The organism is Faecalibacterium sp. DFI.5.82, assembly GCF_029076575.1.
GTDB lineage: Bacteria > Bacillota > Clostridia > Oscillospirales > Ruminococcaceae > Faecalibacterium > Faecalibacterium duncaniae.
This window is the reverse complement of the sequence record NZ_JARFIS010000001.1, coordinates 493,088-519,726: the sequence shown is the minus strand read 5'-3', so window position 1 is coordinate 519,726 and position 26,639 is coordinate 493,088. Positions and strand designations below refer to the sequence as shown.

Here is a 26,639-nt window from a genome sequence, read left to right as displayed (position 1 = left end):
CACGGCCAGGAGAAATGTTTATCAGAAATTACAGCTGGTCAACAGGAGTCTTGGTGCGGTCTGCGTTGTAAACGTAGAAGCCCTTGCCGGTCTTGCAGCCCAGGTTGCCGCCGCGGACCATCTTGCGGATCAGCGGGCAGGCACGATACTTGCTGTCGCCGGTCTCATGGTACAGGACATCCATGATGGCCAGGCAGATATCCAGGCCGATGAAGTCGCCCAGCTCCAGGGGTCCCATGGGGTGGTTGGCACCCAGCTTCATAGCAGTGTCGATGCCTGCGATATCGGAAACGCCCTCCATCTTGATGAAGGCAGCCTCATTGATCATGGGGATCAGGATGCGGTTGACCACAAAGCCTGCAGCCTCGTTGACCTGAACAGGGTTCTTGCCGATGGCAACGGAGATCTCCTTGATCTTCTCAACGGTCTCTGCGGGGGTGTTGCAGCCGGCGATGACCTCGATCAGCTTCATGCGGTCAGCGGGGTTGAAGAAGTGCATACCGACCAGAGGACGGCTCAGGCCCTTGCCGATCTCGGTGATGGACAGAGAGGAAGTGTTGGAGGCGAAGATGCACTCGGGCTTGCAGATCTTATCCAGCTCGCCGAAAGTGGTCTGCTTGACCTTCATATCCTCAAAAGCAGCCTCAACGATCAGGTCGCAGTCTGCGCACAGATTTTCCTTCAGGCCCGGGGTGATGGCTGCAACGATCGCGTCAGCCTTTTCCTGGGGGATCTTGCCCTTAGCAACCAGCTTCTCGTAGCCCTTCTTGATCTTTGCCAGGCCGTTCTCAGCCCACTCCTGCTTGATGTCGCACAGGGCAACGGTGTTGCCCTCAACCTGTGCAAATGCCTTTGCGATGCCCTGGCCCATAGTGCCAGCGCCGATAACACCGATCTTCATAGGAAATCTCTCCTTTAATATCAAAAATTATGTAATGGATTAGTTGTTGGTAAACACTGCCTTGGGCTTCGGTTTCTCACGGCTCAGGAAGCAGGCCATGCCCTCCTGCTGATCGTGGGTCTCGAAGCAATCGCCGAACAGCTTCTCCTCAACTTCCACAGCCTTCTCAATGGGCAGGCTGATGCCACCGTTGATGGCCTTCTTGCAGTTGCGCACTGCAATGGGAGCGTTCTTGGCGATCTTGCCAGCCAGCTTCAGCACGTTCTCCATCAGTTCAGCCTGCGGATACACGGCGTTGACCAGACCAATGCGGTAAGCCTCGTCTGCCTTGATGTTCAGGGCAGAGTAGACCAGCTGCTTTGCCATGCCCATGCCGACCAGACGTGCCAGACGCTGGGTGCCGCCGAAGCCCGGGGTGATGCCCAGACCAACTTCGGGCTGACCGAACACGGCGTTGTCAGAGCAGATGCGGATGTCGCAGCTCATGGCCAGCTCATTGCCGCCGCCCAGTGCAAAGCCATTGACGGCTGCAATGACGGGGATGGGGAAGCTCTCGATCATCAGGAACACGTCATTGCCCAGCTTGCCGAAGGCCTCGCCCTCTGCCTTGGTCATGGTGCTCATGGAGCCGATATCAGCGCCTGCAACGAAGCTCTTGTCGCCTTCGCCGGTCAGGACGATGCAGCGGATGGTCTCCTGATCAACAGCCTCAAAGGCTGCCTTCAGGTCTGCCAGAACCTCGGGGTTCAAGGCATTCAGTGCCTTGGGACGGTCGATGGTGATGATCTCGACAGCGCCCTGCACCTCGGTTTTTACAAAAGCCATTGTGAAAACCTCCAATTCAGATTCTCAGTGTTTCAAAACAGCTCCCGCGCCCCGGCAGAGTCTCCGGTCTGAGCCGGGGCGCGGGCTGTCATTCAATTCAATTTCAAAGGGAGAGCTTACATCTCAACGATGGTAGCGCAGCCCATGCCGCCGCCGATGCACAGGGTAGCCAGACCCTTGTGAGCACCACGGTGCTTCATAGCGTACAGCAGGGTGACCAGGATACGAGCGCCGGAAGCGCCGACCGGGTGACCCAGAGCGATTGCGCCGCCGTTGACGTTCACCTTGCTCATATCGAAGTTCAGAGCCTGGCTGACAGCCACAGACTGAGCAGCGAATGCCTCGTTGGCCTCGATCAGGTCCATATCAGCAACAGTCAGGCCAGTCTTTGCCATGACCTTCTTGGTTGCTGCGATGGGGCCCAGACCCATGACCTCAGGCTCAACACCGGCCAGAGCGCCAGCGACCCAGGTTGCCAGAGGCTCAACGCCCAGCTCCTTGGCCTTTTCCTCGCTCATAATGACCAGAGCAGCAGCGCCGTCGTTGATGGCGGAAGAGTTGCCTGCGGTCACGATGCCGTCCTTGGTGAAAGCGGGCTTCAGGGTTGCCAGCTTCTCGACCGGGGTCAGACGGGGGCCTTCATCGGTATCGAACACGGTGTCGCCCTTCTTGCCCTTGATGACAACAGGAACGATCTCGTCCTTGAAAGCGCCGTCCTTGATGGCCTTGTCAGCCTTGACCTGGCTGTTGTAGGAGAACTCATCCAGCATCTCGCGGGTGATGGGGCTGTAGCCGTACTTCTTCTGGAAGGTCTCGTTGGTGCAGACATTCTCAGCGGTCATACCCATGTGCTTGTTGAAGCCGGTGGCATCCCACAGAGCATCGTTGACCATGGTATCGACCAGCTCGCTCTTGCCCATGGGAGCGCCCATGCGGTAGCCGTAACGGCCCTTCATCATTGCAAAGGGAGCCATGTCCATGTTCTCCATGCCGCCTGCGACCACGATATCAGCATCGCCTGCCTCGATCATCTGAGCAGCCATGTTCACGCAGTTCAGACCGGAACCGCAGACCACGTTGACGGTGACAGCGGGGGTCTCGATGGGCAGGCCAGCCTTCAGGGAAGCCTGACGGGCAACGTTCTGGCCCAGACCAGCCTGGATCACGCAGCCCATGTAAACATGATCGACCTGCTCAGGCTTGACGTTTGCGCGGTTCAGAGCCTCCTTGATGACGATGGAGCCCAGCTCAGCAGCGGGGACGTTGGCAAGGGTGCCACCGAACTTACCAATGGCGGTACGGCATGCAGATGCGATAACGATCTTTTTCATGTGAATAGCCTCCTGATTGTGTATGTTGTGATTTAAGAAAGACTGTTTTATCAAAACGCCGAAGCGTTTCTTGCATAAGGAATGGGGGTCAGACGTTCTCTCCCCTGCTGCGCAGCTCGGCCATCTTCTGCTCCACGGCGGCTTCCACATTCGGAGTAACGAACTTGGAGATGCTGCTGCCGTAGCGGGCGGCTTCCTTTACAATGGTAGAGGAAAGATAGCTCCACTTGATGCTGGTTGCAAGGAACATGGTCTCGATGCCGGGCATCAGCGCGTGATTGGTCTGCGCCAGCTGGATCTCGTTTTCAAAATCCGTTACTGCCCGCAGGCCCCGCACCATGACCGAAGCGTGGCGCTTCTTGGCGAACTCCACGGTCAGGCCGTCGAAGCTCTCCACCGTGACATTGGGGATGCCCTTGCAGCATTCCTGCAGCAGGGCCACCCGCTCCTCCACGGTGAACAATGGGTGCTTTGCACTGTTGATGAGCACGGCCACGATCAGATGATCGTTGATTTTTGCCGCGCGCTTGATGATATCGAGATGACCTCGTGTAACCGGATCGAACGACCCGGGGTAAACTGCAGTTGCCATCGGTTTTGTCCTCCTTGCGCGCCTTTGAAAAGCGCATTGGTTCTGACATGATAGCACTTTCCAGTTTGCTGTGCAAGATGTTCTTTTCTTCTGCTACGGTGTATCGTTAATTTTTAAACAATCCCACCCGCAGTGCCACGCTGCATCCTGCTACGCTATAAGTAAAGCACATCGTCAAAATTTTATCAAGTATTTTTTGTGTACAATTTATTTTTTGTGCACCAAAGAATCTCTACAAAAAGCTAAGATTTTTAGTTATATTGCATCCAGCCCTGTTTTTTGCCAGGAAAGTATTGATTCTCCCGTTTGTTAATGATATAACTAAGTTGGAATTTACAATTCCTTTATGTTATTGTAAGAGAGGATGGTTTATAATGGATTTTACGGAATTGTATGCGCAGAAGAAAATGACAGCTGACCAGGCTGCCGCGTTGGTCAAAAGCGGCGACTGGGTGGATTACGGCTGGGCCGTGAACACCCCCGTAGCGGTGGACGCTGCCATTGCAAAGCGTCTGCCTGAGCTGGAGGATGTCAACTTCCGCGGCGGCATCCTGATGTGGGTGCCCGCCATCTTCCAGATCGAGGATCCTGCTGCCCACATGACCTGGAACAGCTGGCACATGGGCGGCATTGAGCGCAAGGCCATTGCCCAGGGCTTCTCCTTCTACTCCCCCATCCGCTACTCTGAACTGCCCCGCTACTATCGCGACAGCTCTGACCCCGTGGATGTGGCGGTGTTCCAGGTGACCCCCATGGACGAGCACGGCTATTTCAACTTTGGCCCCTGTGCTTCCCACCTGGGTGCCGTCTGCGATAAAGCCAAGAAGATCATCGTTGAGGTCAACCGGAACATGCCCAAATGCCTGGGCGGCACCGAGAACTGGGTGCACATCTCCCAGGTTGCCGGTGTTGTGGAGGGCAGCAACCCGCCCATCGGCCAGATGGCCGCTGCCGGTGCCGCCACCGAGGTCGATCTGAAGGTGGCAAACCTCATCGTCCCGCAGATCCCCGACGGAGCCTGCCTGCAGCTGGGCATCGGCGGTATGCCCAACGCCATCGGCAACCTGATCGCGCAGAGCGACCTGAAGGATTTGGGTGTGCACACCGAGATGTATGTGGATGCCTTTGTGGATATTGCAAAGGCAGGCAAGATCACCGGCCGCCACAAGAATCTGGACAAGGGCCGTCAGGTCTATGCCTTTGGTGCAGGTACCCAGAAGATGTACGATTACCTGAACGACAACCCGGAGTGCATGGCCGCTCCCGTGGAGTACACCAACGACATCCGCAGCATCTCCGCCATCGACAACTTCATCTCCATCAACAATGCGGTGGATATTGACCTGTTCGGTCAGGTGAACGCGGAGAGTGCAGGCATCAAGCACATTTCCGGTGCAGGCGGTCAGCTGGACTTTGTTCTGGGCGCATACCTTTCCAACGGCGGCAAGAGCTTCATCTGCCTGTCCTCTACCTTTATGAATAAAAAGACCGGCAAGCTGGAGAGCCGCATCCGTCCCACCCTGGAAAACGGCAGCATCGTCACCGACACCCGCGCAAACGTGCACTACCTGTGCACCGAGTACGGCTGTGTGAACCTGAAGGGCCTGACCAGCTGGGAAAAAGCAGAAGCACTGATCAGTGTGGCACACCCCGATTTCCGGGACGAGCTGATCGCCGAAGCCGAAAAACTGCACATCTGGCGCAGGAGCAACAAGCGCTGACATTGCCGCAGGGAATCCTGCTGTCTGCGGCAGGAATGGAGTTTCTATGACATGATGGACAAAAAACCGCATATCAAACCCTATCTCTACGGAATGTTCGCAGGCTTTGGCGCGATCAGCCTGAGCATCCTCTTCTTTTTCCTGATCTACCGCTTTCAGGGCTTCGGCAATGCCGTTTCAACCCTGACAGGCATCCTGATGCCCTTTATCTACGGCAGTGTCATTGCCTATCTGCTCAAGCCGGTGTGCAACTGGCTTGAAGCATTTCTCCACAAGCTGTTCCCGGAAAAGATGCACCGCTTTGCCAACATGCTGGCCGTTGCTCTGACCATCCTGTTCGGCCTGCTGCTGATCTACGCTCTGATCATGATGATCGTGCCGCAGCTCATCAACAGCGTGACCGCCCTGTACTACACGGCACGGGACAACATCGGCGACTTTGTGGAGTGGATCTCCAAGCAGGAGCTCATTGCCAACAACAAAAAGCTGCTGGACTTCATCGAGAACTCTTACGACAGCTTGGATGCCAACCTGGATGCCTGGATCAAAAACACCCTGCTCCCCTCCATGCAGAACATCCTCAGCGGTGCCGCCGTGGGCGTGGTGAACGTGGTGACCTGGATCAAGAATTTCGTTATCGGCCTCATCGTTTCGGTGTATCTGCTGGCCAGCCGGAAGAAGTTCGGGCAGCAGGGCAAGCTCATCCTTTATAGTTTGGTCAAGCCCCGCTGGGCCGACCTCATCATGGAGGAAGTCCGTTACGCTGACCGGATGTTCGGCGGCTTCATCAACGGCAAGATTCTGGATTCCGCCATCATCGGCGTGCTGTGCTATATTGCCTGCCTGATCTTCAAGTTCCCCAGCGCCCTGCTGGTGTCGGTCATCATCGGCGTGACCAATGTTATCCCCTTCTTCGGCCCCTTCATCGGTGCCATTCCCGCCACCCTGCTCATCCTGATCCAGAACCCCATCAAGGCGCTCTGGTTCGTGCTGTTCGTGCTGGTGCTGCAGCAGGTGGACGGCAACATCATCGGACCCAAGATCCTGGGCAACACCACCGGCCTTTCCAGCTTCTGGGTGCTGTTCGCCATCCTGCTGTTCGGCGGCCTGTGGGGCTTTGTGGGCATGATCATCGGTGTGCCGCTCTTCGCGGTCATCTATGATGTCATCAAAAAGCTGGTGTTCCACGGCCTGAATCGCAACGACGAATCCGGCATGGTAAACCTCTATCACGATGCCTTCGGTGACCCCGACGACGAGTGATCCCAAACACAATAGAATCGCAAAACCGGCTCTGTCTCCTGCATGGGAGGCGGGGCTGGTTTTTGTATTCCTGCATGATTTTCTCAGAGCAGCCGAGAAACGCAAAGCTCCCCCTTCCCGGCGCTGTCTCGGCGCTTGGGGAAGGGGGAGCTTTGGCTTTCAGGGCAGATAAACCAAAAAGGGAGATTTCAGGGGGAGTACCTGCAATTACTGCTGATTGGGCTTCCAATCCTTATAGTTCTCGTAACGGCTCTCGCGGATCTTGGTATGGGACCAGATCTCGTCGGCGGTCGGTTGCCAGTTGGCGGCATAGGACTTGCACTTGTCGCACAGATGATCGACGCTTTCCGGGCTCTGGAGGTCGGTGCTGTGGGCACCGGTCTCGTGAACCATCTTGCGCAGCAGCTCGGGGTTTTCCAGCATGGGGCAGGGACGCAGGTGGTTTTTATTGAAGGGCTGGCCGTTGTGGTAGGCCATGAACAGCGGACTCTGCAGGATCTCCAGGATGCTGCTGTCATGGATGTTGGCATTGGAGTAGTGGATAAACACGCAGGGCTCTGCGTCACCGGCCGAGTTGATGTGGAAGTAGTTGCGGCCGCCGGCAATGCAGCCGCCCACAAACTCGCCGTCGTTCTGGAAGTCCATGGGGTAGAACGGGATATCACATGCTTCACTGCGCAAATAGCGGATGCGCTGGATCATGTACTTACGCTGCTCGGGAGAGGGCATCAGCTCAGGAGCTGCCTCGTTGCCCACGGGCATGTAGTGGAAGTAGAAGCCGAAGTGTGCACCCTTATCGCAGAGGAAACGCATGAACTCATCGCTGGTAACGGCTTCGATGTTGTCGCGGGTGTAGCAGATGGAGGTGCCGAACAGGATGCCGTACTCCTTGAGCAGATCCATCGCGCGCATAACGGCAGCATAGTGGCCCTCGCCGCGGCGGGCATCGTTGGTCTCCGGGGTGCCCTCAATGGACAGCATAAACGCAATATTGCCCAGGCGGACGACCTCTTTGCAGAACGGCTCATCGATCAGGGTGGAGTTGGTGTAGATGGCAAACTGCACATCGTTGTGCTTCTCGGCCAGCTTGAGGATATCAGCCTTGCGCACCAGCGGCTCACCTCCGGTGAGCATGTACAGATAAACGCCCAGCTCCTTGCCCTCGGTGACGATCTTATCCATATCGTCAAAGCTCAGGTTGTTCTTGTGGCCGTACTCACCGGCCCAGCAGCCCACGCAGTGCATATTGCAGGCAGAGGTGGGGTCAAACAGGATCAGCCAGGGAATGTTGCACTGATATTTGACACGATTCTCGCGGATGGTCTTGGTACCGCGGAAGAAGGCCTCATAGCCCAGGTTCAGGGCCGTGGTGCGGGCCACGTTGGGGTCCAGCTGGTTCAGCATACAGTTGATGAGCTTCGACCACTTGCTGTTGGGGTCAGTCAGGGTCTGCTTGGCGTGTGTGTAGGTCTCCTCGCTGAAGGAATCGCCGTAGAACTGCTTTGAAAGATCTACGATCTGTCCAACCGTCTTGGCGGGGTCCTTCTCGGCATGAGAAAGCACGAGATCCACAGTCTTGCCCAGTGCAGCACGCTGCATTTTGTGCGTCAGAGAATCAAATGCGGTATTCATTTTTATTTCCTCCAGATTCAATAGAATTTTACAGGGCTCTCTTCCCTGCCTGCCGGGCTGAATTCCCGGCGCTCAGATGATCTTATACTCCAGCAGCAGACGGCCCAGGTCGGTGTCCTGTACCTTTTCTACCGCTTTTCCCAGTGCGAATTTTTTGATCCAGTTCATTTTCAGATCGCTCAGGGGTTTGCCATCCCGCAGCTGAACAGCGGCGTTCAGCAGGTCGCGGACATCGTAGGTGCTGCCCCAGACCTCCGGCACACCCCGGTCGATATCCAGCAGGGTGTACACGGCTTCCATGCCGGTGCGCATGGAATACTCGGTGGTGAAGATGGTATCTCGCTTCGTCTCGGCAAATTGGCCGATGAAGGCAAAGTTCACTGCGCCCTCCGGCACCACCGCCGGGCGGTCGCCTGCGGTGCGGGGCATGAAGAAAGCTGTGATATAGGGCATCATCACAGGCACGGTGTTGGCACTATGCTCCGCCAGGTCCTCGATCTGGTTTTCGGGGACCCCCAGATGATACAGCCACTCCATGCAGATCTCTTTGCCGGTGCAATCCCGCATGGGCTTTTTGATGTAGTCGCCGGGCGTGTTGCTGAACAGGCCGTAGATCCAGCCCACGAGCTGACCCTTGGGCTGATCCCGGAACTGGGGCTGACGGTTGAACGTCCAGCTGAGCAGCCAGCCGGAATCCCGGGCCGTGACGATGCCGCCCGTGACAGTCCTGCCGCTGAACGGGTCACGCTGGCAGATATTCTGGATGTAGGGCACGATGCGTTCGTCCAGCGTGGTGACCGTGGCGCTCATCCAGTTGGTCTGCTCCGGATCGGAGCAGAACTTCTCCGGGCGGCCAAAGGCCTCATCCTGCGCGGCGATCTTCTTCCACAGATCCCAGCCGTTGCCGGGCCGGAGGGTGGGGTTGAACACTGCAGGCTGATCCTGGGAGCCGATGGAAGTGCTTTCCACGCAGCCGCCGTTGGTGATGAACACCAGATCATTCTCGGTCAGGTCCACCCGTTCCGCTTCATCGTCCACCAGCAGGCAGATGGTCCTGGCCTGCTTTTTGCCCTCGGTCAGCTCAAACTCAATGTTGGTCACCTTGGTGTTGTAATGGAAACGCACACCGTGCCCTTCCAGATAGCGGATCATGGGCAGGATCATGCTCTCGTACTGGTTGTACCGGGTAAAGCGCAGTGCCCGCAGATCAGGCAGACCACCCACATGGTGGATGTAGCGCTTCAGATAGAGCTTCATTTCCAGTGCGCTGTGCCAGTTCTCAAAGGCGAACATGGTGCGCCAATAGAGCCAGAAGTTGGAAGAGAACACCTCCGCGTCAAAGACATCGGTGATGCGCTTATCATAGAGCTGCTCATCCGGGGTAAAAAAGAGCTTGATGAGTTCCATGCAGCCCTGATCCGAAAGGCCGAACTTCCCATCGGTGTGGGCGTTCTGCCCCCGGTTTTCCGTGGCGCGGCAGAGCGAGTAGTTGGGGTCTGCCTTGTTCAGCCAGTAGTACTCATCCAGCACGCTTGCGCCCTCGGTCTCAATCGACGGGATGGAACGGAACAGATCCCACATGACTTCAAAATGGTCATCCATCTCCCGGCCGCCCCGCATCACATAACCGATGCCGGGGTACTGGCAGCCATCACAGGCACCGCCGGGGATGGATCCCTTTTCAAAAAGATGGATATGTTCCCCTTTCATCTGACCGTCACGGACCAGGTAGCAGGCAGCTGTCAGCGCCGCCAGACCGGTGCCCACGAGATAGGCCGATTTCCGATCCACTCCCGCAGGCTTTTTCGGGCGCGCAAAGGCCTCATAGTTCCCGCTGGAATAATACATTTTATTCCCTCCGTTTGCTGTGGTTTCCAGGTTTTCACCTTTCATTTTGCGCTGATCATACTGTAACATTTTGTCAAACGGAAAGCCATAAACAGAAAAAGCACCGTGATGGAAAACCCATCACGGTGCCCGGATTGATAAAATATTGTCAGTCGTCAAAATCTGCGGGGCTGCGGTCGGTGCGGAAGCGGCGGAGCGCCCGCTCAAGCTCGCCATGAAGCAGAACATTCAGCCGCTCGGTCATCCGGACGGGGTCCTCCTTCATATCCTTGCGGATCCATTCCAGTGCCATGCCCACCAGCGCGTATTTGTAAAAGTCGATGATGAACTGCTTGTCGGAATCCTGCACGGTAAAGCCCTGCGCACTGCGGTCCACAAAGTCCCGCAGCATGGAGTCCAGCAGTTTATATAAGTACTGCTCCACCTGCTCACGGCTCACGGAGCGGTAAACATTCATCACCAGAACTTTGTTGTCCTGCACCTGATGCAGGATGTCCAGAAAGGCATCTGTCCAGTTCTCAAAGCTCTGTCTGCCCTCCAATGCCTTGGCGGCATCTTCGACCATGATCCAATCCACGAGGTCGTAGATGTCCTTGAAGTGGTAGTAGAAGGTCATACGGTTCACGCCGCAGTCCTCGGTGATATCATTGATGGTGATCTTATTCAGCGGCTTTTGAAGCAGCAGCTTTTTCAGCGATGCCTCCAACGCCCTTTTTGTAGTTTGCGACACGAGATCCATCCTTTCCCAGCGGCACACACTGTGCCGCTGACCGTGGTAGCCGCCCTATGGGGCCAGAGAAGTAAGAATACTTCCTTTATACTATAACGCAAATGCCCCCCATTTTGCAAGTTCAAAATCTCTCATTTTGATATTTTTTTCACGTTCTTCTCCATTTTGCAGCCGTCCCTCCGCCTTTTTACCGGGTTTCCGGGAGGTTCCTCTTGATTTTCTGGCTCCGGGCGCTTACAATGGATGGAGTGGAACGAATGTGCGTTCCATTTATTTCTTTCTGAGTGAGAAAGGAAGGGAAAGTCAGTATGATCAAGACCATCGGATTTTTAGGCTGTGGGAACATGGGCGGTGCCATTGCGCGGGCCGTCTGCAAGGCTGCCGACCCACAGAATGTTTATCTTGCCAACCGCACTGCCGCCAAGGCAGAGGCGCTGGCCGCAGAGCTGGGCTGCAACACCACCACGAATGCCGAGGTAGCGGGCCGCTCCGACCTGATCTTTCTGGCGGTCAAGCCCCAGATGATGGAGGCCCTGCTGGCTCCGCTCCGGTTTACCCTGAACGAGCGGCCGAGCCGCTTCATCCTGTGCAGTATGGCAGCTGGGCTTTCCATCGCGCGCATCCAGGAGATGGCGGGTGAAGATTACCCCGTGATCCGCATCATGCCCAACACCCCGGCTTCGGTGGGGGCAGGTATGATCCAATATTGCTCCGCCAATGTGACAGCGGAGGAGGAGCAGGAGTTTCTGAAGCTGATGGCACCCGCCGGTCGGCTGGACGCTGTGCCCGAGGCCCTGATCGACGCGGCAAGCAGCGTTTCCGGCTGCGGCCCGGCCTGGGTGTATCAGTTCATTGAAGCGCTGGCCGATGGCGGCGTGGCCTGCGGCCTGCCCCGGGCCAAGGCACAGGAATACGCAGCCCAGATGGTATTGGGCAGCGCCAAGCTGGTGCTGGAAAGCGGAAAACACCCCGGTGAGCTCAAGGATGCGGTGTGCAGCCCCGGCGGCAGCACCATTCAGGGCGTGCGCGTGCTGGAAGAGCACGGCTTCCGCGGCGCGGTGACCGATGCGGTGATCGCCGCCTATGACAAGACAAAGGAAATGGGAAAGGGTTAAGTTTATGCGCATCGTCGTCAAAGTGGGCACCTCCACGCTGGCACACTCCACCGGGCGGCTGAACATCCGCCACACAGAGGATCTGGTCAAGGTACTGAGCGACCTGAAGAACGCAGGGCACGAGATCATTCTCGTCTCGTCCGGTGCCATCGGCATGGGAGTGGGCAAGCTGTCCCTGCCCTCCCGCCCCGGTGATATGGCCACCAAGCAGGCCTGCGCCGCTGTGGGCCAATGTGAGCTGATGTACACCTACGACCGCCTGTTCACCGCCTACAACCACAACGTGGCGCAGATCCTGCTCACCGGTGTGGATGTGGAACACGAGGAACGGCGGCTGAATTTCCAGAACACCCTGACCCGGCTGCTGGAGCTGGGTGCGCTGCCCATCATCAACGAGAACGACACCGTTGCCACTGATGAGATCACCTCTATCGGCGACAATGACACGCTGGCCGCCATCGTCACCTGCTGCATCCATGCGGATCTGCTGGTGCTGCTGAGCGACATCGACGGCCTGTACACCGCCAATCCCCACACCCACCCGGACGCAAAGCTCATCCCGCTGGTAGAGCGCATCACTCCGGAGGTGCTGGCGCTGGCAGATGGGGCAGGCTCCGCATTGGGCACCGGCGGCATGTCCACCAAGCTCCGTGCCGCCCAGATGGTAACGGCAGAGGGCGCGGACATGGTAATCGCCAACGGCTCCCACCCGGAGCTGCTCTACGACATTGCAGACGGCAGACCCGCAGGCACCCGCTTTGCGGGCAGAAAGGAGGGCTGACCCATGACGACACAGGAGATCCTGGAAGCCGCCCGCGCGGCAAGAAGCGCGCTGGGCCTTTCCTCGGGCGAGGTACGCCGCGCCGCCCTGCTGGGCATGGCAGAGGCGCTCTGCTCCCCTGCCCGCCAGCAGGCCATTCTGGATGCCAATGCCGCCGATCTGGAAGCAGCCAGGGGGCACATCTCGGAGGTCATGCTGGACCGGCTGGCCCTGACACCGGAGCGCATCAGCGCCATGGCAAAGGGCATCCGGGAAGTGGCTGACCTGCCCGACCCGGTGGGCAAAGTCCTGCGCCGGGTGGAGCGCCCCAACGGGCTGGTCATCGAAAAGACCGCCGTGCCCATGGGCGTGATCGCCATCATCTACGAGAGCCGCCCCAACGTGACCAGCGATGCCGCCGCCCTTGCCATCAAGAGCGGCAATGCCTGCATCCTGCGGTGCGGCAGGGAGGCATGGCGCAGTGCCAACGCCATTGTAGCGGCTCTGCGGGAGGGGCTGCGGGCAAACGGCCTGCCCGAAACAGCGGTCTGCCTGATCGAGGACACCACCCACGCCTCGGCCAACGCCCTGATGACGGCGGTGGGCTATGTGGATCTGCTCATCCCGCGCGGCGGGGCCGGGCTCATCTGCGCCTGTGTGGAAAACGCAAAAGTTCCCTGCATCCAGACCGGTACCGGCATCTGCCACATCTTCGTGGATGCTTCTGCCGAACAGGACAAGGCACTGGACATCATCGAAAACGCCAAGGCCAGCCGCCCCAGCGTCTGCAACGCGGAGGAGGTGTGCCTGGTGCACCGTGACATTGCGGCAGAGTTCCTGCCCAAGCTGGCCCGGCGGCTGGGCCCTGACCGCGCTGCAAAGGGGCTGCACCCGGTGGAGCTGCGGCTGGACCCGCGTGCCGCCGCCATCATCCCCGGCACCCCTGCAGGCCCTGCCGATTTTGACACCGAGTTTCTGGACTACATTCTGGCTGTCAAGGTCGTGGACAGCGTGGAGGAGGCCGTCGGCCACATCGCCGCGCACTCCACCGGCCATAGCGAAGCTATCCTGACCCGGGACGAGGCCCATGCCGCCCTTTTTACGGCGGCGGTGGACAGTGCGGCGGTCTACGTCAACTGCTCCACCCGCTTTACCGATGGCGGGGAGTTCGGGCTGGGGTGCGAGATGGGCATTTCCACCCAGAAGCTCCACGCCCGTGGCCCCATGGGGCTGGAAGAGCTGTGCAGCTACAAGTACATCATTCACGGCAGCGGCCAGATCCGCTGAACCGTTCAATTGCGAAAACATTTTTCCGTTTTTTTCTTACAGGCCGCTGTGGAAGGACAGCGGCCTGTATTTTTGTTTTGCAGGGATGGACTGTTTTTGCAGCAGAAACACTTTCACCCCAAAATTCCGAAAAATATTTTTCCGTTCGTATCACGATGTATTTTTCATTTCTCCATTCTGTACAAAAACAAAGTCGTACTTTTAGCTGAAATTAGGGCAAAAATTCTCATTTTCCCCTTGACAACCCATATTTCGACGCGGTAAAACTATATTGGAAAGTGTGGAAATCAGTTCTGCGGGGCGTTTTGAAATGTGCCCGGAACTGTTCTTCTCACAACTGCAATCCATTTCAAACAGATGTCCGCATGACGACACTAGTACAAAGGAGAGGGCGAATTATGACAATTGCCATTCTTGCACATGATTCCCGCAAAGAACTTGCACTTCAGTTCTGCACCGCCTACAGTGGTATCCTGTCTCGGAACACTGTCATCGCCACCGGCACCACCGGCCGGATGTTGAACCAGGCTACCGGCTTGCCAGTTCACTGTTACCTCTCCGGAAAGCTGGGCGGCATTCAGCAGATCACCGCCCGTGTTGCCTGTGATGAAGTGGATCTGGTGCTGTTCTTCCGCGACCCGCTCCGGGCCGACAGCGGCAGCTCCAACGAGCAGAACCTGCTCCGCCTGTGCGATATGCACAGCGTGCCCATTGCCACCAACATTGCCACCGCCGAGGTACTGCTCCGCGGCATGGATCAGGGGGATCTGGACTACCGGGAAGGGATGCACCCGCCGGTGATCGAGCCTCTGGCCGCTCCCCGCCGCGCCGTGTGCTGAGGACTGCCTGACATTTTTTGTGTATAGAGGGAAACGTAAAACAGCGCCGCCGAAGCTTTTCATGGCTTCAGCGGCGCTGCATTTTTATGCGGTTTTCAGTTTATTTTCCGGGGAGTGACATCATTCCAGACCGGCCATCTGCTTGACGGCCTTCATGGCGAAGGTCAGGGTGCGGCCCATAGCCACACCGGCCATCAGGCAGGGATAGTTGTTGGCAAAGAAGCTGCCGGACATATCGCCGGTGATATACAGACCGGGCATGGGCTTGTTATCGTTGTCCAGAGCCTGACCCTTTTCGTTGATGGCAATGCCCTGCTCAGTGGTCAGCAGAGAGGCACCCAGCCAGCAGCCGTAGAAGGGTGCGGTGCGGATGGCGCTGAGGCGGTAAGCGGGCTTGCCGAAGTCCTCGTCGTTCTGCTTGTCGTAGAGCTCGTTGTAGCGCTCCACGGTGGCAAGGAAGGTGTCCTTGGCAGCGCCAGTAAAGCCCATCTTGTCAGCCAGCTCGTCCAGCGTATCGCACTTGAACAATGCACCGGCCTCGATCGCCTCGTCCATCTTGCCCTGAATGTACTTCTCACCGCCGTTACGGGTCTGGGCAGAGCAGCCGATGGTGTGGAAACGCTTTGCGTCCTCCAGAATGTTGGCATCGCAGATCTGAGCGTAGACACGGCCCGGCTGGTGAGCAGCGGCGTAGACGATGTCATTGTAGGGGCTGCTCTCGTTGGCAAAGCGCTCGCCGTTGCGGTTCACCTTCAGGAAGGGCTGGGTGCCGGGGTTGTACTGACGGATGGTACCAGGGAAAGCCTTGCCGCCAAAGGCAGTGTCGCTGTCCACATAGCCGCCATCCACGCCGGGGGCCACGATGCCGCGGTCAAACAGCATGGGAGCGGCCTCCTTGTCCAGATTGGCACCGGCCCACATTGAAGCCCGGATGCCGTAGCCCTTATCGGAGGGAGAGTAGGAGCATGCGGTGGTGACGGAGGTGCCCAGCGGGTCCAGCTGCTCCATCATGTAGGGGTTGCCGGGGAAGCCGCCGCAGGCCAGCAGCACGCCCTTGTTGGCGTTGTAGCGGATGAAGTGGTCATCCTCGGTGCTCTGGGCGATGATGCCGGTAATGCGGCCATCGCTGTTCTTTTCCAGCTTGGCCAGACTGGTCTTGAAGTCCACATCGTAGCCCAGCTCCTGAATGTACTGAAGCAGCAGCTCGTTCCGGGCGGCACCACTGGAGCGGTCATAGGTATACTCGATCTCGGGGTACATATAATCGGTGTTGTGCTCGGCGTTTTCTGCAGGCCATTTGGCCTCGTCGCCGTAGGTGTAGATCATCTTCACGCCGTACTTGTCCTCCATGATGGAGCGGACAAATTCGATCATCTCGGCAGACTCGTTGATCCAAGTCTTGACCACGCGCTGATCACACTTGCCGGAGGCGTAACGGGAGACCTCGCTCAGCAGCTTGGCACGATCCATCTTGATGCCCTGTTCCTGAGCGCCAAAGCCGTCCACGGCACCCACCCAGTGACGTGTATCCTGCACATTGCCGTTCTGCTCGATGACACGGAAGTTCAGGCCCTTGGCAGCGGCATAAGCAGCAGCGAACATACCGCCGTTGCCGGCACCCACGATGAGGATGTCGGTGTCCACGGTCTCGGTGATGGCAGCCTCGTCGATGTCAGGCTCCTTGCCCAGCCAATCAGTCTCGTCACCGGTGGGCAGCTGAACGGAAGTTACAGTTGCCTCTCCCTTTGCCTGTGCAAAGCAGCTCTTGGCGGCCTTCTTCACGGCATCGGAGGTGATGGTAGAGCCGGACACGCCGTCGATCTCGTCAGAGCCGGCGTTCAGCAGCTGGTTCTTCAGTTCCTCGGCAGCAGCAGCGCCGTAGGATGCGGTCTCGCCGGAGGTATCGACCACAACGTCGGTCACAGCACTGTCAGAGAAGGTCATGGTGACCTTGACGGTAGAGGAAATGCCCTCAGCAGTGCCGGTGTAGGTACCGGGGGTGTAGCTGCCTGCTGCACCGGAGGAAGCGGCGGTGGAGGAGCTTGCAGCGTTGCAGGCAGCCAGTGCACCGGCGGTGACACCGGACATGGCAGCGGCAGCGGCGATCTTCAGAAAGCCTTTACGCGAGATCTTGTTCATGCTTGGATGATCCTTTCTTCTCTTTTTCTGTTCTTATTCTTTGATTTTCCTTCTTATCCGAAACGCACCGCCACAATACGGCGCAGACTTCGTTCGATAATAAATTAACACAAAGTCCACCTGTTGTCTTTTAAGAATTCTTAAACATCTTTGCCGTTTCTTCGCTGGGAAATTCCTGTTTTTCACTTTGTTTGATAAATAACGGTCAAATCAGAGCAGAAAAAGGCACCCACAGCTTAAGTTTCCTTAAGAAGTGGGTGCTTTGAGGATTAACGATATTTAAGACAGAAAAACCATTTCAGGCTTCCGTCTCCCCTTCCGGGCGGAAAATATAGCCTTTGCCCCAGACATTTTTGAGGTAGATGGGCTTTGCGGGGTCGGGCTCGATCTTACTGCGGAGGTTATGGATATGCACCTGCACAGTGCGGACATCCCCCAGGCTTTCCTTCCCCCAGATCTTCCGGTAAAGCTCGTTTGCAGTAAAGAAAGTGTTGGGATGCCGGATGAAGAGGGTCAGGATGCGGTACTCCATGTCGGCCAGATGGATGCTCCGGCCGTCCATTTCCACACAATGGCTGTTGGAATCCAGCGTAAAGGCCGCACAGTGGTAGCCGCTGACGCTGGGCTCTGCGGCATCCATCTGGACACGGCGGATGTTTGCCATGATGCGGGCCAGCAGAACTTTGTGGTTGTAGGGCTTGGTCAGGAAATCATCGCCGCCCAATTCCAGTGCCCGTACCACTGTGTCTGTATCGTCCAGACAGGAAGTAAAAATGATGGGGCAGTGGTGCCAGCTGCGCAGTCGCTGGCACAGATCCATGCCGTTGGTGTCCGGCAGAAGGATATCCATCAGGATCACATCGAACTTTTCCCGGGCGTGGCTCAGCGCTTCGCCGCCGGTGTCAGCGCAGACCACCTCAAAATTCTGCTGACATTTCAAGAAATAGCTGGTAGTGTCCCGGATCACCGGATCATCTTCCACCAGAAGAATGCGGATCATGCGGTTTGCCCTCCCCTTTTCGGCGTGAATTTGCTATAATATCTTTATTTAGTATACCGTATTTCCGGGCTGTTCTCAACCGGTTCTCCAAAGTTTTGCAGGGGGTCTTTTTATGATAAAAAAGCGATTTCTGCTTCCGGCTGCCGCCGGGGCACTGGCACTGACCATTGGGTTGGCAGGGATCTGGTTCAACCAGCGACTGCCGGCGCTGGCGGATTTTGGGGTCCCCGGCATGGACTCCGAAGCCCAATTGATGGCATGGGCTGCCCTGTTCCCGGAAAAAGGAGTGGCTGCCCTGACCTTCCGCACGGTGCTGCAGTGGATGGCCATAGCGGTATTCTGCACTCTGGGGGCGGTAGTGCTGGCCCTGTACCGATACAAGCCTCAGAAGGAACTGGGGTATTTTCTGCTGTATCTGACGGTGCTGACCCTCTGGGCTCTGGTGATCATTCTGGCTCCGGTGGGAAGTTCCGGCTGGAGCGTCTTTTTCCGCCGGGGATTCTTTACCGTCACGGTTCTGGCGGGTATTCTGCTGTGCGCCGCCCTGACAGGGGCTGTGCCGGTGTCTCACGGGCAGCGGCTCGGTTCCCTGCTTCTGACGCTGGGGTATCTTGTTCTGACGCTGATTCCCCCCAGCCGTGTACGAGCGGTGGGGCTGCTTTTGGGCATGGGCTACTGTCTGGGCATACTGATGGCAATGTATGCCCGGGGCTCCGACGCTGCCCTGCTGATGCTGTTTCCCTGTGCCATCACCATTGGCTTCCGGGTATGGGTGGTCCTGCCGGGCATGCATGTGCCGTTTTTTCAGGAGAGCGTGTTTTTCTACCTGTTCCGGTGTGCTCGGATCTACGACGCGCCTTTTACTCTGGGCTGCATGGCCTACGTCTGCCGCCGGTATGCCCTGCAATTTGATCGGGCGGAGCAGCTGGCCCGGGAGCTGGATGCCCGGGTCATTCAGCGGACAAAGGCCCTGACGGAGGAGACCGAGGCCAGGAAAAGCATGATGCTGAACATTTTCCACGACCTGCGCAGCCCCCTGTTTGCGGTCAGCAGTGGACTGGACACACTGGAGGCTGCACCGGAGGCCCTGCCGGCCCTGCTGCCCGCCTTACAACAGCGGACGGCCTTTCTCCGCCGCCTGACGGAGGATCTGTTTCTGGCTGCAAAGCTGGAGCAGAAACAGGTGATGCTCAACGAGGACCGGGTATCTCTGGGGGAGGTCATCGCTGCGGTCTGTGACAGCTGCCGGGAGGAGGCTGAGAAGAAGGGCGTGGTGCTTCAGGCTCCCCCGGCTTCGGAGCTGCCGGTGTGGGGCGACCAGATCCGGCTGCAGCAGATCCTGCAGAACCTGTTGACAAATGCCATTCACTACACCCCTGCAGGAGGGAGCATCACCGTCAACAGCCGGGTGGAGGCCGGTGCTGCTCTGGTGAGCGTCCGGGACACGGGCTGCGGCATTGCGCCGGAGGATCAGGCCGCTGTATTTGACCGGTATTTCCACACCACCACCTCTTCCAAGCACGACTCCACCGGTCTGGGACTGACCATTGCGCAGGAGCTTGCCCACCTGCACCACGGAGAAATCCTATTGGAAAGTGAAGTAGGCAAAGGCAGCTGCTTCACGTTGAAGCTTCCCCTATTACCCGCTTAACAGAGAAATCCCCTCCGCCATAGGCGGGGGGGATTTCTTTATAGCATCTTATTTAAATTCAAGCCAGCGGGTCCCACAGCTTCATGGGCAGGGGCTCCTGATCCAGCAGGGCGCGCTGGGCATCGCTCAGCAGGCTCTTGCGGACGGTGATCTGGTAGACATTGGCCTTGAACCACTTCTCGCTGCCGATGTAGTAGCCCTTCTGGCCGGAGGCATCGCCCCAGCTGTTCTCGATCTTCCATCGGTCAGCCTTCCCATTCTCGTCCAGATTGACACCGCAGAACATCATGCAATGGTTCATGGTGCTTTCACGGGTGAGCAGCCGCTCGGCCTTGGTCATGCCAAAGGTCAGGCCGCCCAGCACCTCGCCGTACTGGAAGCAGTCGGGGTCCCAATAGCCGTTGGCGCGGTCACCGTCGGGGTGGCAGTCGCAGCTGAACATGACCCCCTCCCCTGCCTGCAGCTGACGGATGGTCAGATCCTCCAGCTCCTCCTGCGAGAGGTTGAGCCAGAACATATTCTCCTCCACCACGTCACCCATAAAGGGCTGGCAGTAGGTGCGGTTCAGCGCATGGATGGGCGAGGAGATGATGACGACGTAATCATCCAGATCATTGCCCACATATTTCTCCAGGAAGGTGTGCGGGGTCAGGTTCCGGTCGCAGTGGTAGTGCTCATCCTTGTCGGTATACTCAAAGTCAAAGCTCCTGGGAGGCTGGCCGTAGAGGATGCACAGGGCGTTGTAGATCTCCGCCAGCATCTCCTCGCGGCGGGCGGCCGTGTCCTTTCCCTCTTTTGCCATGGCCCGCAGTTCCAGCGCATCCTCCCGCAGCTTGCGGTTCAGGATGGGCAGATACTTGGCTGTACCGGTGGAGTGGACTGTCTCCGGCATGACCCAGGAGGGCACCACGCCGTACTTTTTGATCAGGCTGATGGCCATATCCCACTGGCCGCCGTCGGGCAGCGGGTTGCCCAGCAGGGTGTAGGTCTCACGGTCGGTCAGGTCCTGATCCGCAAAGTGGAGGATGTTCTCAAGGAAGAGATTTGCCTTTTCCAGCTTATCGTAGAACGCCAGATAGGTGGGAGAGAAGGAGAAATCCTCCAGATCGCACTTGGCGATCACCCGCTGGCGCAGGACGTTCAAGGTGGAGAACATCCAGCAGCGGCCGCTCTGCTTCTGGTTGGTGATGTTATTGGTCTTGACCAGCACAGAGAAGTCCATCCGCAGCTTGGCAGCGGCGGCGGGCACAAAGGCCGCGTCCGGCAGAGCCGTGCGGGAAACTGCATTGGACATCACATTCAGCTCCGGGCGGGCAGCATAGCCCTGCTCAAAGCGTTCCAGCATCCGGGCATCAATGGGAGTAACACGATTCATTTGATTCACGCTTTCTTTCTGAAAAGATCAATCCTTGAAATATGCATTCTGCACGGCCAGCAGGACACCGGCACGGCTTGCGGCAAAGTTCAGGCCGCCCTGCAGGTAACAGGTGTAAGGCTCACGCAGGGGGCCGTCGCAGGAGAGCTCGATGGTGCTGCCCTGGGTAAAGCTGCCGCTTGCCATGATGACCTCATCGGTATAGCCCGGTTCCGGAGAGGGTTCCGGTGCGGCATAGCTGTCCACGGGGCTGGCGGCCTGAATGCCGCGGCAGAAGCCGATGAGGGCATCGGCGGTATCGGCATCGAAGCAGGTCACGATATCGTTGTGGTCCTCACAGTAGCGCGGGATGGGCTTTTTGCCCACCAGCTCCAGCAGGCACTGGGCATAGATGGCGGTCTTGATGGCCTCACACACCACGCCGGGGGCATAGTAGAAGCCAAGATACATATCACGGGGCGTTTCCAGCGTACAGCCCAGATCCTTGCCCAGACCGGGGGCGTTCAGGCGGTAGGCACACAGCTCCACCAGATCCTTCCGGCCAGCGATATAGCCGCCGGTGGGGGCAATGCCGCCGCCCGGGTTCTTGATGAGACTGCCCACCACAAGGTCCGCACCTGCCTGGCAGGGCTCCTTCATCTGGGTGAACTCACCATAGCAGTTGTCCACAAAGATGATGATCTCAGGGTTGGCGGCACGGGCCGTGTCGGCGATCTTCTGAATGGTATCCAGATCAAAGGCATTGCGCTGCAGGTAGCCGCGGCTGCGCTGGATATGGCAGACCTTTGCTCCCGGGGCCTTTTGAGCGATCAGCGCGTAATCCGGGGTGAAGTCGGCCTTGAGGGGGGCTTCGTCGTACCGGATGCCGTAGTCCATCAGGGTACCGGTGCCCTTGCCCTTGCCGTCCAGACCGATCACGCCCTCCAGCGTATCGTAGGGGCGGCCGGTAGCGGCCAGCAGGGTATCCCCTGCCCGCAGCAGGCCGAACAGGGCCACCGCCAGCGTATGGGTGCCGCTCTGGAACTGACTGCGAACAAGGGCATCCTCCGCGCCCATCACCTCGGCAAAGATCTGCTCGAGCTTGGCGCGGCCGGTATCCCACAGGCCGTAGCCGGTGGTGCCCAGCATATCGGTGGAGGACATCTGGGTATCGGCAAAGGCCTTGAGCATTTTCAGCTGGTTGTAGTCCCGGATCTCCTCCATGTGACGGAAATAGGGCTGGCAGAGTTCCATGGCTTTTTCGTCCAGCGCCAGGACTTCGGGTTTGTAATCAAAAAAGTGGTTCAGCATTGACATTTTGGTTCCTTAATCTTTTTGTAAGTTTATGCTATGATGACCTGTCGGCAGCTTTCTCCTCGGACACGAGTTCGGATTGCGGCTCCCAGCATCCGCTGCGCATTGCTTGCGTCTTGCTGGCCGCGGCCCCAACAACAGCTTCCTGCATCCGCCACTGGCGGCGGTCGCTGTCGTTGCAGGCCATTCCATCGCCCGCCCTATTGCCTGCGGCAACAGGGTCCCACCCCAGCGGACGGTCCTCAGAGAAACTCCCGACGTGTCAGACTGTGGCTTCGTACCGGGCATACTCTCCCAGCTTTTCAAAGCCGAGGCGGGTATAAAAGTGCACCCGTTCCGGGGAGCAGAGGCAAAGGGGCTGCAGGCCCTGCGCCGAGAGGGTGTTGGCCAGCCGGACGATAAGCCGCCCGCCGATGCCGCGCCCCCGCAGTGGCTCCACAGTCTCGCCGCAGGCCATGTAAGCCTGCTCCGTTCCAATGGCGTAAGCGCCCACGGTGCAGGCAAGCTCCCCGCCCTGTTCCAGAGCCCAGACCACAGCCCTGCCGCGGGCGCGCTTTGAGCAGAGCTCAGAGTAAAAGTCATCCCGCCGCGTGGGGCGGTCCGGAAACAGCATCTGTGCAACGGGGCCCGCCGGGGGCTCCGGGTCAAAATGCAGGGAGGCCCAGAGCGTTTCTTCCACAGCGGGTTCCGGCAGCTGCTTTCCGGGTGCCAGGCCAAAGACAAAAAGGGACTTTACCCGGGCCCAGCCGGTGGGCGGCGGGCACTCGGCTTCGTCCAGGATGACCGCCTTACAGCCGCAGAAATGCAGGAAGCTGGCCAGTTCGTCCGGGTTGGCGTGGCCCGCCAGCCAGGCGGTACTGCCGCCCACATCCAGCGCCAGCGTTGGCCCGACGAAGAACCGGCCCGGCTGGCTTTTGCCGAAGAGCGCCAGCGCCTGCGGCATCGTGACCCCAAGGCAGAGCTTTCCGCGGCAGGCACTGCGGAACCGCTGCCTCTGGCGGGGCGTTCTGACCTGCGTGATCATTTCAGTGCGTTGACGATGTTCTTGAACTCGCGGCCGCGCACCTCAAAGTTGGGGTAGAGGTCGAAGGAGGCGCTGGCGGGAGACAGGATGATGATATCGCCGGGCTTTGCGGCGGCACGGGCCAGCTCCACAGCGTGCTGCATATTGTCCGCGTGTTGGATGGGCAGTGCGGCCTCGTTGAAGCCGGGGTCTTCCCGCAGGGCCTTTTCAATGCGGGGGCCGGTGGCACCCATCAGCACCAGATCCTTGACGTGGGCCACGATCTCGGGGGCCAGCGGCTCATAGGGGATGTGCTTATCGTAGCCGCCCGCAATGAGGATGACCTTCTGGTCAAAGCTGCGCAGGCCCGCAATGGTACGGGTTGGGCTGGTGCCGATGGAATCGTTGTAGTAGAGCACACCGTCCAGCGTGCGCACCGGCTCAATGCGGTGTTCCACGCCGGTAAAGGTGCTGCCCACCTTCTGGATGGCCTCTACGGGCACCTCTCCCCAGACTGCGGCGGCAGCGGCCAGCAGATTCTCGATGTTGTGCAGGCCCCGCAGCTTGATGTCCTTCTGGGCCAGGAAGGGCGTTACCACGCCGTCCTCGGCCATGCAGAGCATGTTGTCCTCTTTGCGCAGGAATGCACCGTTGTCGGTATCGTGCAGGCGGGTGAACCAGACCTGCCTGCCCTTGCAGTCCTTCTGCATGGAGCGGCTGATCTCGTTCTCGTAGCCCAGCACGGCACGGCAGGGCGGGTTCTGGTAGAGCAGGATGTTGCGTTTTGCGTCGATGTACTCCTGCATATCCTTATGGTGATCGAGGTGGTTGGGGGTGACGTTGGTCACCACCGCGATCTTCGGGCTCTGGTGCATGCTGATGAGCTGGAAGCTGGACAGCTCCACCACAGCCACATCCTCCGGCCGGACCTCAGGCAGCATGGGCAGCAGGGCCGCACCGATGTTGCCGCCCAGATGTACTTTGCGGCCTGCGGCCTCGTAGAACTTGGAGATGAGGGTGGTGGTGGTAGTCTTGCCGTCAGAGCCGGTCACGGCCACGATCTCGCAGGGGCAGAAATCGAAGAAAAGCTCGACCTCGCTGGTAACCATGGTGCCCGCCGCCATGGCATCCTGCAGGGGCTTTTCAAAGTAGCCCACAAAGCCGGGGGTGCGCATGATGATATCCTGGCCCTTGAAGCCGTCCAGATAGTGTTCGCCCAGGCTCAGGTCAATGCCCAGTTCCCGGATGGTAGCGGCATAATCGCCAAACTCCTCCACGCTCTTTTTCTGGTCGCACAGGGTCACATGGGCCCCCAGTTCCACAAACTCCTTGATAAGGGTCTTGTGGCTGACACCGGCACCGATGAACGCCACCTTTTTGCCCCGGATGAGTTCTGCAAGCTTCTGCTGATCTTTCTGCATAAAGAAAGAACCTCCTCTATGAAAATTCAGGCTGAAATTGATTCACTGCTCCATTTTACACCTTTTCCAGCCAATTGGCAACGCCAAACCTTGTTCTGGCCCCGGATGCACCGAAATCCTATCTGAATTCACAAAATGTCGATTGTCTTTTCCGACCGTTTCCGCTATACTTTAATTGCATCATTTTACAAGGAGCGCATTTTCTTGAAACATTCCCTGATCCGCTTTTCCGCAGTGGTGCTGACCATTGCGTTTGTTTTTGCCCTGACCGGCTGTGGTTCGGGCTCTAACAGCTTCACCTGGTTCGTGGACAGCATCCCGGCCAACCTTGACCCGCAGGTGGCCTCGGCTTCTGCGGATGTCATCGCCTGTGAGAACCTGTACAGCGGCCTTGTCCGCAAAGATCCCAGCGGCAAATATGAGCCTGCCCTCTGCGAACGGTGGGAGAAGTCCTCCGATGGCCTCACCTACACCTTCTACCTCAAGGACGGCCTGACTTACACCGCCGCCAAGGGCAACGCCACCGACTACGCCATCACCGCCGAGGATTTTGTGTTCGCTTTCCGGCGCTTGTTCCGGGCGGAGACCAACTCCCCCTACGCGGTGGAGTTTGCGGCCCTTGAAAACAGCGCCGCCGTGCTGGCCGGGCAGATGCCCGAGAGCGCGCTGGGAGTCACGGCCTCCGGGCCGCTGACGCTGGTGTTCCACCTGAGCAGTGCCGATGACAACTTCCTCGAGAAGCTCACCCTGCCCGGTGCCATGCCCTGCGATGAGGAATTTTTCAATTCCACCCGGGGCACCTACGGTCTGAATGCCTCGTCCACCCTTTCCAGCGGCAGCTTCTACATCTACAACTGGACAGCCAGCGGCCTGTTCCTGCGGCGTGCCCCCTCGGGCAGCCTCATCGACAGCCTGCGGCTGGTGCAGAACACCAACAGCGCCGGGCAGTCCGCCGCAGAGCTGATTGCCAACGAGAAGTGCTCTGCCGCCCCGGACGACACCGCCGCGCCCACCACCCTGACTTCCCTCTCCTACTCCGATACCACATGGAGCCTGCTGTTCAACTGCAGCAGCGTGTTTGCTTCCACCGAGCTGCGGCAGGCACTGGCCTCCGCCGCGCGGGGTGCAGCCGAGGTGCCGGACGGCGGGCTCTATGCCGCCGCCAACGGTCTGGTACCGGACGGCCTGACTGTGGACGGCATGAACTACCGGGATACCGCCGGGGATGTGACTCCCGCCGCGGTGGATGCCCGGGCGCTCTACCTCACGGCACGGCAGACGCTGACCACCTCCGACTTCAACAAGGTCAGCCTGATGGTGCCTGCCGGTTCCGGCGTGACCAGCGCCGCTGAGGAGATCAATGGCGTGTGGCAAAAGGAGTTTTCTCTCTTCTTCTCCGTAGAGGAAGTGGACGAGGAGACCTTTGCGAAACGGCTGGCCGAGGGGGACTACACCATCGCCTTGGCCCCCATCAGCGCCGAGGGCGGCAGTGTGTACAACATGCTGAACCAGTTCACCGCAGCGGGCGGCGGCCTGACCGGCTATGCAGATTCTCTGTATGCCACCCAGCTGCAGGCCAGCACCCAGGCCACCGGAAGCTCCCGCTGCAGCCTGCTGGGCGATTGTGAGCGCCAGCTGCTCAGCGATGCCGTGGCGGTCCCTCTGTTTGCCCAGCAGAAGCGCCTGCTGATCGCACCCGGTATCCAGAACCTCATCTTTGACCCCTTTGGCCCGGTGCTGGATCTGACCTATACCACAAAAGAATGATGTGCCACAAAAAATACCGGAGCAGCCGCCTGCCCCGGTATTTTTCTTATCCCTTTTTGATGCCGAACAGCCTGCGCAGAACGCCGCGCAGACACTTCGGGCTTTTGATAACGACCACCTGCATCGCTCTCCCGCCTTTCGTGGTG

Annotated in this window: 21 protein-coding genes; 8 read left to right on the top strand and 13 right to left on the bottom strand. The window is 58.5% G+C overall.

From position 1 onward, the window contains the following. Window positions 1–28: 28 nt before the first annotated feature. The 4 genes from P0G09_RS02645 to coaD form a co-directional block, all read right to left on the bottom strand. Window positions 29–901, bottom strand: coding sequence for a 3-hydroxyacyl-CoA dehydrogenase NAD-binding domain-containing protein (locus P0G09_RS02645; RefSeq protein WP_005932746.1), 873 nt, complete (start codon window positions 899–901; stop codon window positions 29–31). Window positions 902–940: 39 nt separating this feature from the next. Beyond that, on the bottom strand, window positions 941–1,726 hold the full coding sequence (locus P0G09_RS02640; protein ID WP_156065687.1) for an enoyl-CoA hydratase-related protein: 786 nt from the start codon (window positions 1,724–1,726) through the stop codon (window positions 941–943). Window positions 1,727–1,842: 116 nt separating this feature from the next. Beyond that, window positions 1,843–3,057 (bottom strand): acetyl-CoA C-acetyltransferase, encoded by a 1,215-nt coding sequence (locus P0G09_RS02635; RefSeq protein ID WP_005932742.1) that lies wholly within the window; start codon window positions 3,055–3,057, stop codon window positions 1,843–1,845. An 88-nt stretch (window positions 3,058–3,145) separates the two neighbouring features. Further along, window positions 3,146–3,649: a pantetheine-phosphate adenylyltransferase gene (gene coaD, locus P0G09_RS02630; protein WP_005932740.1), complete on the bottom strand. Its 504-nt coding sequence runs from the start codon at window positions 3,647–3,649 to the stop codon at window positions 3,146–3,148. 374 nt (window positions 3,650–4,023) lie between these two features. On the opposite strand from coaD, the gene P0G09_RS02625 reads away from it, so the two are divergent. Further along, window positions 4,024–5,370, top strand: coding sequence for a butyryl-CoA:acetate CoA-transferase (locus P0G09_RS02625; protein ID WP_005932736.1), 1,347 nt, complete (start codon window positions 4,024–4,026; stop codon window positions 5,368–5,370). Window positions 5,371–5,421: 51 nt separating this feature from the next. Beyond that, complete coding sequence (locus P0G09_RS02620) at window positions 5,422–6,633, top strand: AI-2E family transporter (RefSeq protein WP_275251843.1); 1,212 nt, start codon at window positions 5,422–5,424, stop codon at window positions 6,631–6,633. A 207-nt stretch (window positions 6,634–6,840) separates the two neighbouring features. On the opposite strand, the gene P0G09_RS02615 is transcribed toward P0G09_RS02620, so the two are convergent. The 3 genes from P0G09_RS02615 to P0G09_RS02605 form a co-directional block, all read right to left on the bottom strand. Next, a complete protein-coding gene (locus P0G09_RS02615) occupies window positions 6,841–8,265 on the bottom strand; it encodes a radical SAM protein (RefSeq protein ID WP_275251842.1) in 1,425 nt (474 codons plus the stop codon). 72 nt (window positions 8,266–8,337) lie between these two features. Further along, window positions 8,338–10,113, bottom strand: coding sequence for an oleate hydratase (locus P0G09_RS02610; RefSeq protein WP_275251841.1), 1,776 nt, complete (start codon window positions 10,111–10,113; stop codon window positions 8,338–8,340). 148 nt (window positions 10,114–10,261) lie between these two features. Beyond that, window positions 10,262–10,852 (bottom strand): TetR-like C-terminal domain-containing protein, encoded by a 591-nt coding sequence (locus tag P0G09_RS02605; RefSeq protein ID WP_342760512.1) that lies wholly within the window; start codon window positions 10,850–10,852, stop codon window positions 10,262–10,264. A 299-nt stretch (window positions 10,853–11,151) separates the two neighbouring features. Here P0G09_RS02605 and proC point away from each other — a divergent pair, with 299 nt between their 5' ends. From proC to P0G09_RS02585, 4 genes are all read left to right on the top strand, one after another. After that, a complete protein-coding gene (gene proC, locus P0G09_RS02600; protein WP_215665806.1) occupies window positions 11,152–11,958 on the top strand; it encodes a pyrroline-5-carboxylate reductase in 807 nt (268 codons plus the stop codon). 4 nt (window positions 11,959–11,962) lie between these two features. Continuing rightward, complete coding sequence (gene proB, locus P0G09_RS02595) at window positions 11,963–12,739, top strand: glutamate 5-kinase (protein ID WP_275251839.1); 777 nt, start codon at window positions 11,963–11,965, stop codon at window positions 12,737–12,739. A gap of 3 nt (window positions 12,740–12,742) precedes the next feature. Next, the gene (locus P0G09_RS02590; RefSeq protein WP_275251838.1) at window positions 12,743–14,005 is read left to right on the top strand and encodes a glutamate-5-semialdehyde dehydrogenase; all 1,263 of its coding nucleotides are present in this window, start codon (window positions 12,743–12,745) and stop codon (window positions 14,003–14,005) included. Window positions 14,006–14,403: 398 nt separating this feature from the next. Further along, on the top strand, window positions 14,404–14,844 hold the full coding sequence (locus P0G09_RS02585) for a methylglyoxal synthase (RefSeq protein WP_005932722.1): 441 nt from the start codon (window positions 14,404–14,406) through the stop codon (window positions 14,842–14,844). 120 nt (window positions 14,845–14,964) lie between these two features. Here the strand turns inward: P0G09_RS02585 and P0G09_RS02580 are convergent, their stop codons facing one another. Both P0G09_RS02580 and P0G09_RS02575 read right to left on the bottom strand, forming a co-directional pair. Continuing rightward, on the bottom strand, window positions 14,965–16,983 hold the full coding sequence (locus P0G09_RS02580) for an FAD-binding protein (RefSeq protein ID WP_275251837.1): 2,019 nt from the start codon (window positions 16,981–16,983) through the stop codon (window positions 14,965–14,967). 298 nt (window positions 16,984–17,281) lie between these two features. Continuing rightward, on the bottom strand, window positions 17,282–17,983 hold the full coding sequence (locus tag P0G09_RS02575; protein WP_253492483.1) for a response regulator transcription factor: 702 nt from the start codon (window positions 17,981–17,983) through the stop codon (window positions 17,282–17,284). A 112-nt stretch (window positions 17,984–18,095) separates the two neighbouring features. Between P0G09_RS02575 and P0G09_RS02570 the strand changes: the two genes are divergently transcribed. Beyond that, window positions 18,096–19,634, top strand: coding sequence for a HAMP domain-containing sensor histidine kinase (locus P0G09_RS02570; protein ID WP_275251836.1), 1,539 nt, complete (start codon window positions 18,096–18,098; stop codon window positions 19,632–19,634). A 58-nt stretch (window positions 19,635–19,692) separates the two neighbouring features. Here P0G09_RS02570 and P0G09_RS02565 read toward each other — a convergent pair whose 3' ends face one another. The 4 genes from P0G09_RS02565 to murD all read right to left on the bottom strand — a co-directional run bounded on the left by P0G09_RS02565 (window position 19,693) and on the right by murD (window position 24,726). Further along, window positions 19,693–21,009: a C1 family peptidase gene (locus P0G09_RS02565; protein WP_005932710.1), complete on the bottom strand. Its 1,317-nt coding sequence runs from the start codon at window positions 21,007–21,009 to the stop codon at window positions 19,693–19,695. Window positions 21,010–21,036: 27 nt separating this feature from the next. Next, complete coding sequence (locus tag P0G09_RS02560; protein ID WP_275251835.1) at window positions 21,037–22,299, bottom strand: methionine gamma-lyase family protein; 1,263 nt, start codon at window positions 22,297–22,299, stop codon at window positions 21,037–21,039. A gap of 265 nt (window positions 22,300–22,564) precedes the next feature. Beyond that, window positions 22,565–23,326: a GNAT family N-acetyltransferase gene (locus tag P0G09_RS02555; RefSeq protein WP_275251834.1), complete on the bottom strand. Its 762-nt coding sequence runs from the start codon at window positions 23,324–23,326 to the stop codon at window positions 22,565–22,567. Next, window positions 23,323–24,726, bottom strand: a complete 1,404-nt coding sequence (gene murD, locus P0G09_RS02550) for a UDP-N-acetylmuramoyl-L-alanine--D-glutamate ligase (RefSeq protein ID WP_005932707.1) — start codon at window positions 24,724–24,726, stop codon at window positions 23,323–23,325. The genes P0G09_RS02555 and murD overlap by 4 nt, the downstream gene beginning before the upstream one ends. A gap of 204 nt (window positions 24,727–24,930) precedes the next feature. Here murD and P0G09_RS02545 point away from each other — a divergent pair, with 204 nt between their 5' ends. Then, window positions 24,931–26,493, top strand: coding sequence for an ABC transporter substrate-binding protein (locus P0G09_RS02545; protein WP_275251833.1), 1,563 nt, complete (start codon window positions 24,931–24,933; stop codon window positions 26,491–26,493). Window positions 26,494–26,639: the final 146 nt, after the last annotated feature.

Bases quoted from the DNA above. Each gene is read 5' to 3' on its own strand.
- P0G09_RS02645 (WP_005932746.1), bottom strand. From the start codon at position 901: ATGAAGATCGGTGTTATCGGCGCTGGCACTATGGGCCAGGGCATCGCA.
- P0G09_RS02640 (WP_156065687.1), bottom strand. From the start codon at position 1,726: ATGGCTTTTGTAAAAACCGAGGTGCAGGGCGCTGTCGAGATCATCACC.
- P0G09_RS02635 (WP_005932742.1), bottom strand. From the start codon at position 3,057: ATGAAAAAGATCGTTATCGCATCTGCATGCCGTACCGCCATTGGTAAG.
- coaD (WP_005932740.1), bottom strand. From the start codon at position 3,649: ATGGCAACTGCAGTTTACCCCGGGTCGTTCGATCCGGTTACACGAGGT.
- P0G09_RS02625 (WP_005932736.1), top strand. From the start codon at position 4,024: ATGGATTTTACGGAATTGTATGCGCAGAAGAAAATGACAGCTGACCAG.
- P0G09_RS02620 (WP_275251843.1), top strand. From the start codon at position 5,422: ATGATGGACAAAAAACCGCATATCAAACCCTATCTCTACGGAATGTTC.
- P0G09_RS02615 (WP_275251842.1), bottom strand. From the start codon at position 8,265: ATGAATACCGCATTTGATTCTCTGACGCACAAAATGCAGCGTGCTGCA.
- P0G09_RS02610 (WP_275251841.1), bottom strand. From the start codon at position 10,113: ATGTATTATTCCAGCGGGAACTATGAGGCCTTTGCGCGCCCGAAAAAG.
- P0G09_RS02605 (WP_342760512.1), bottom strand. From the start codon at position 10,852: ATGGATCTCGTGTCGCAAACTACAAAAAGGGCGTTGGAGGCATCGCTG.
- proC (WP_215665806.1), top strand. From the start codon at position 11,152: ATGATCAAGACCATCGGATTTTTAGGCTGTGGGAACATGGGCGGTGCC.
- proB (WP_275251839.1), top strand. From the start codon at position 11,963: ATGCGCATCGTCGTCAAAGTGGGCACCTCCACGCTGGCACACTCCACC.
- P0G09_RS02590 (WP_275251838.1), top strand. From the start codon at position 12,743: ATGACGACACAGGAGATCCTGGAAGCCGCCCGCGCGGCAAGAAGCGCG.
- P0G09_RS02585 (WP_005932722.1), top strand. From the start codon at position 14,404: ATGACAATTGCCATTCTTGCACATGATTCCCGCAAAGAACTTGCACTT.
- P0G09_RS02580 (WP_275251837.1), bottom strand. From the start codon at position 16,983: ATGAACAAGATCTCGCGTAAAGGCTTTCTGAAGATCGCCGCTGCCGCT.
- P0G09_RS02575 (WP_253492483.1), bottom strand. From the start codon at position 17,983: ATGATCCGCATTCTTCTGGTGGAAGATGATCCGGTGATCCGGGACACT.
- P0G09_RS02570 (WP_275251836.1), top strand. From the start codon at position 18,096: ATGATAAAAAAGCGATTTCTGCTTCCGGCTGCCGCCGGGGCACTGGCA.
- P0G09_RS02565 (WP_005932710.1), bottom strand. From the start codon at position 21,009: ATGAATCGTGTTACTCCCATTGATGCCCGGATGCTGGAACGCTTTGAG.
- P0G09_RS02560 (WP_275251835.1), bottom strand. From the start codon at position 22,299: ATGCTGAACCACTTTTTTGATTACAAACCCGAAGTCCTGGCGCTGGAC.
- P0G09_RS02555 (WP_275251834.1), bottom strand. From the start codon at position 23,326: ATGATCACGCAGGTCAGAACGCCCCGCCAGAGGCAGCGGTTCCGCAGT.
- murD (WP_005932707.1), bottom strand. From the start codon at position 24,726: ATGCAGAAAGATCAGCAGAAGCTTGCAGAACTCATCCGGGGCAAAAAG.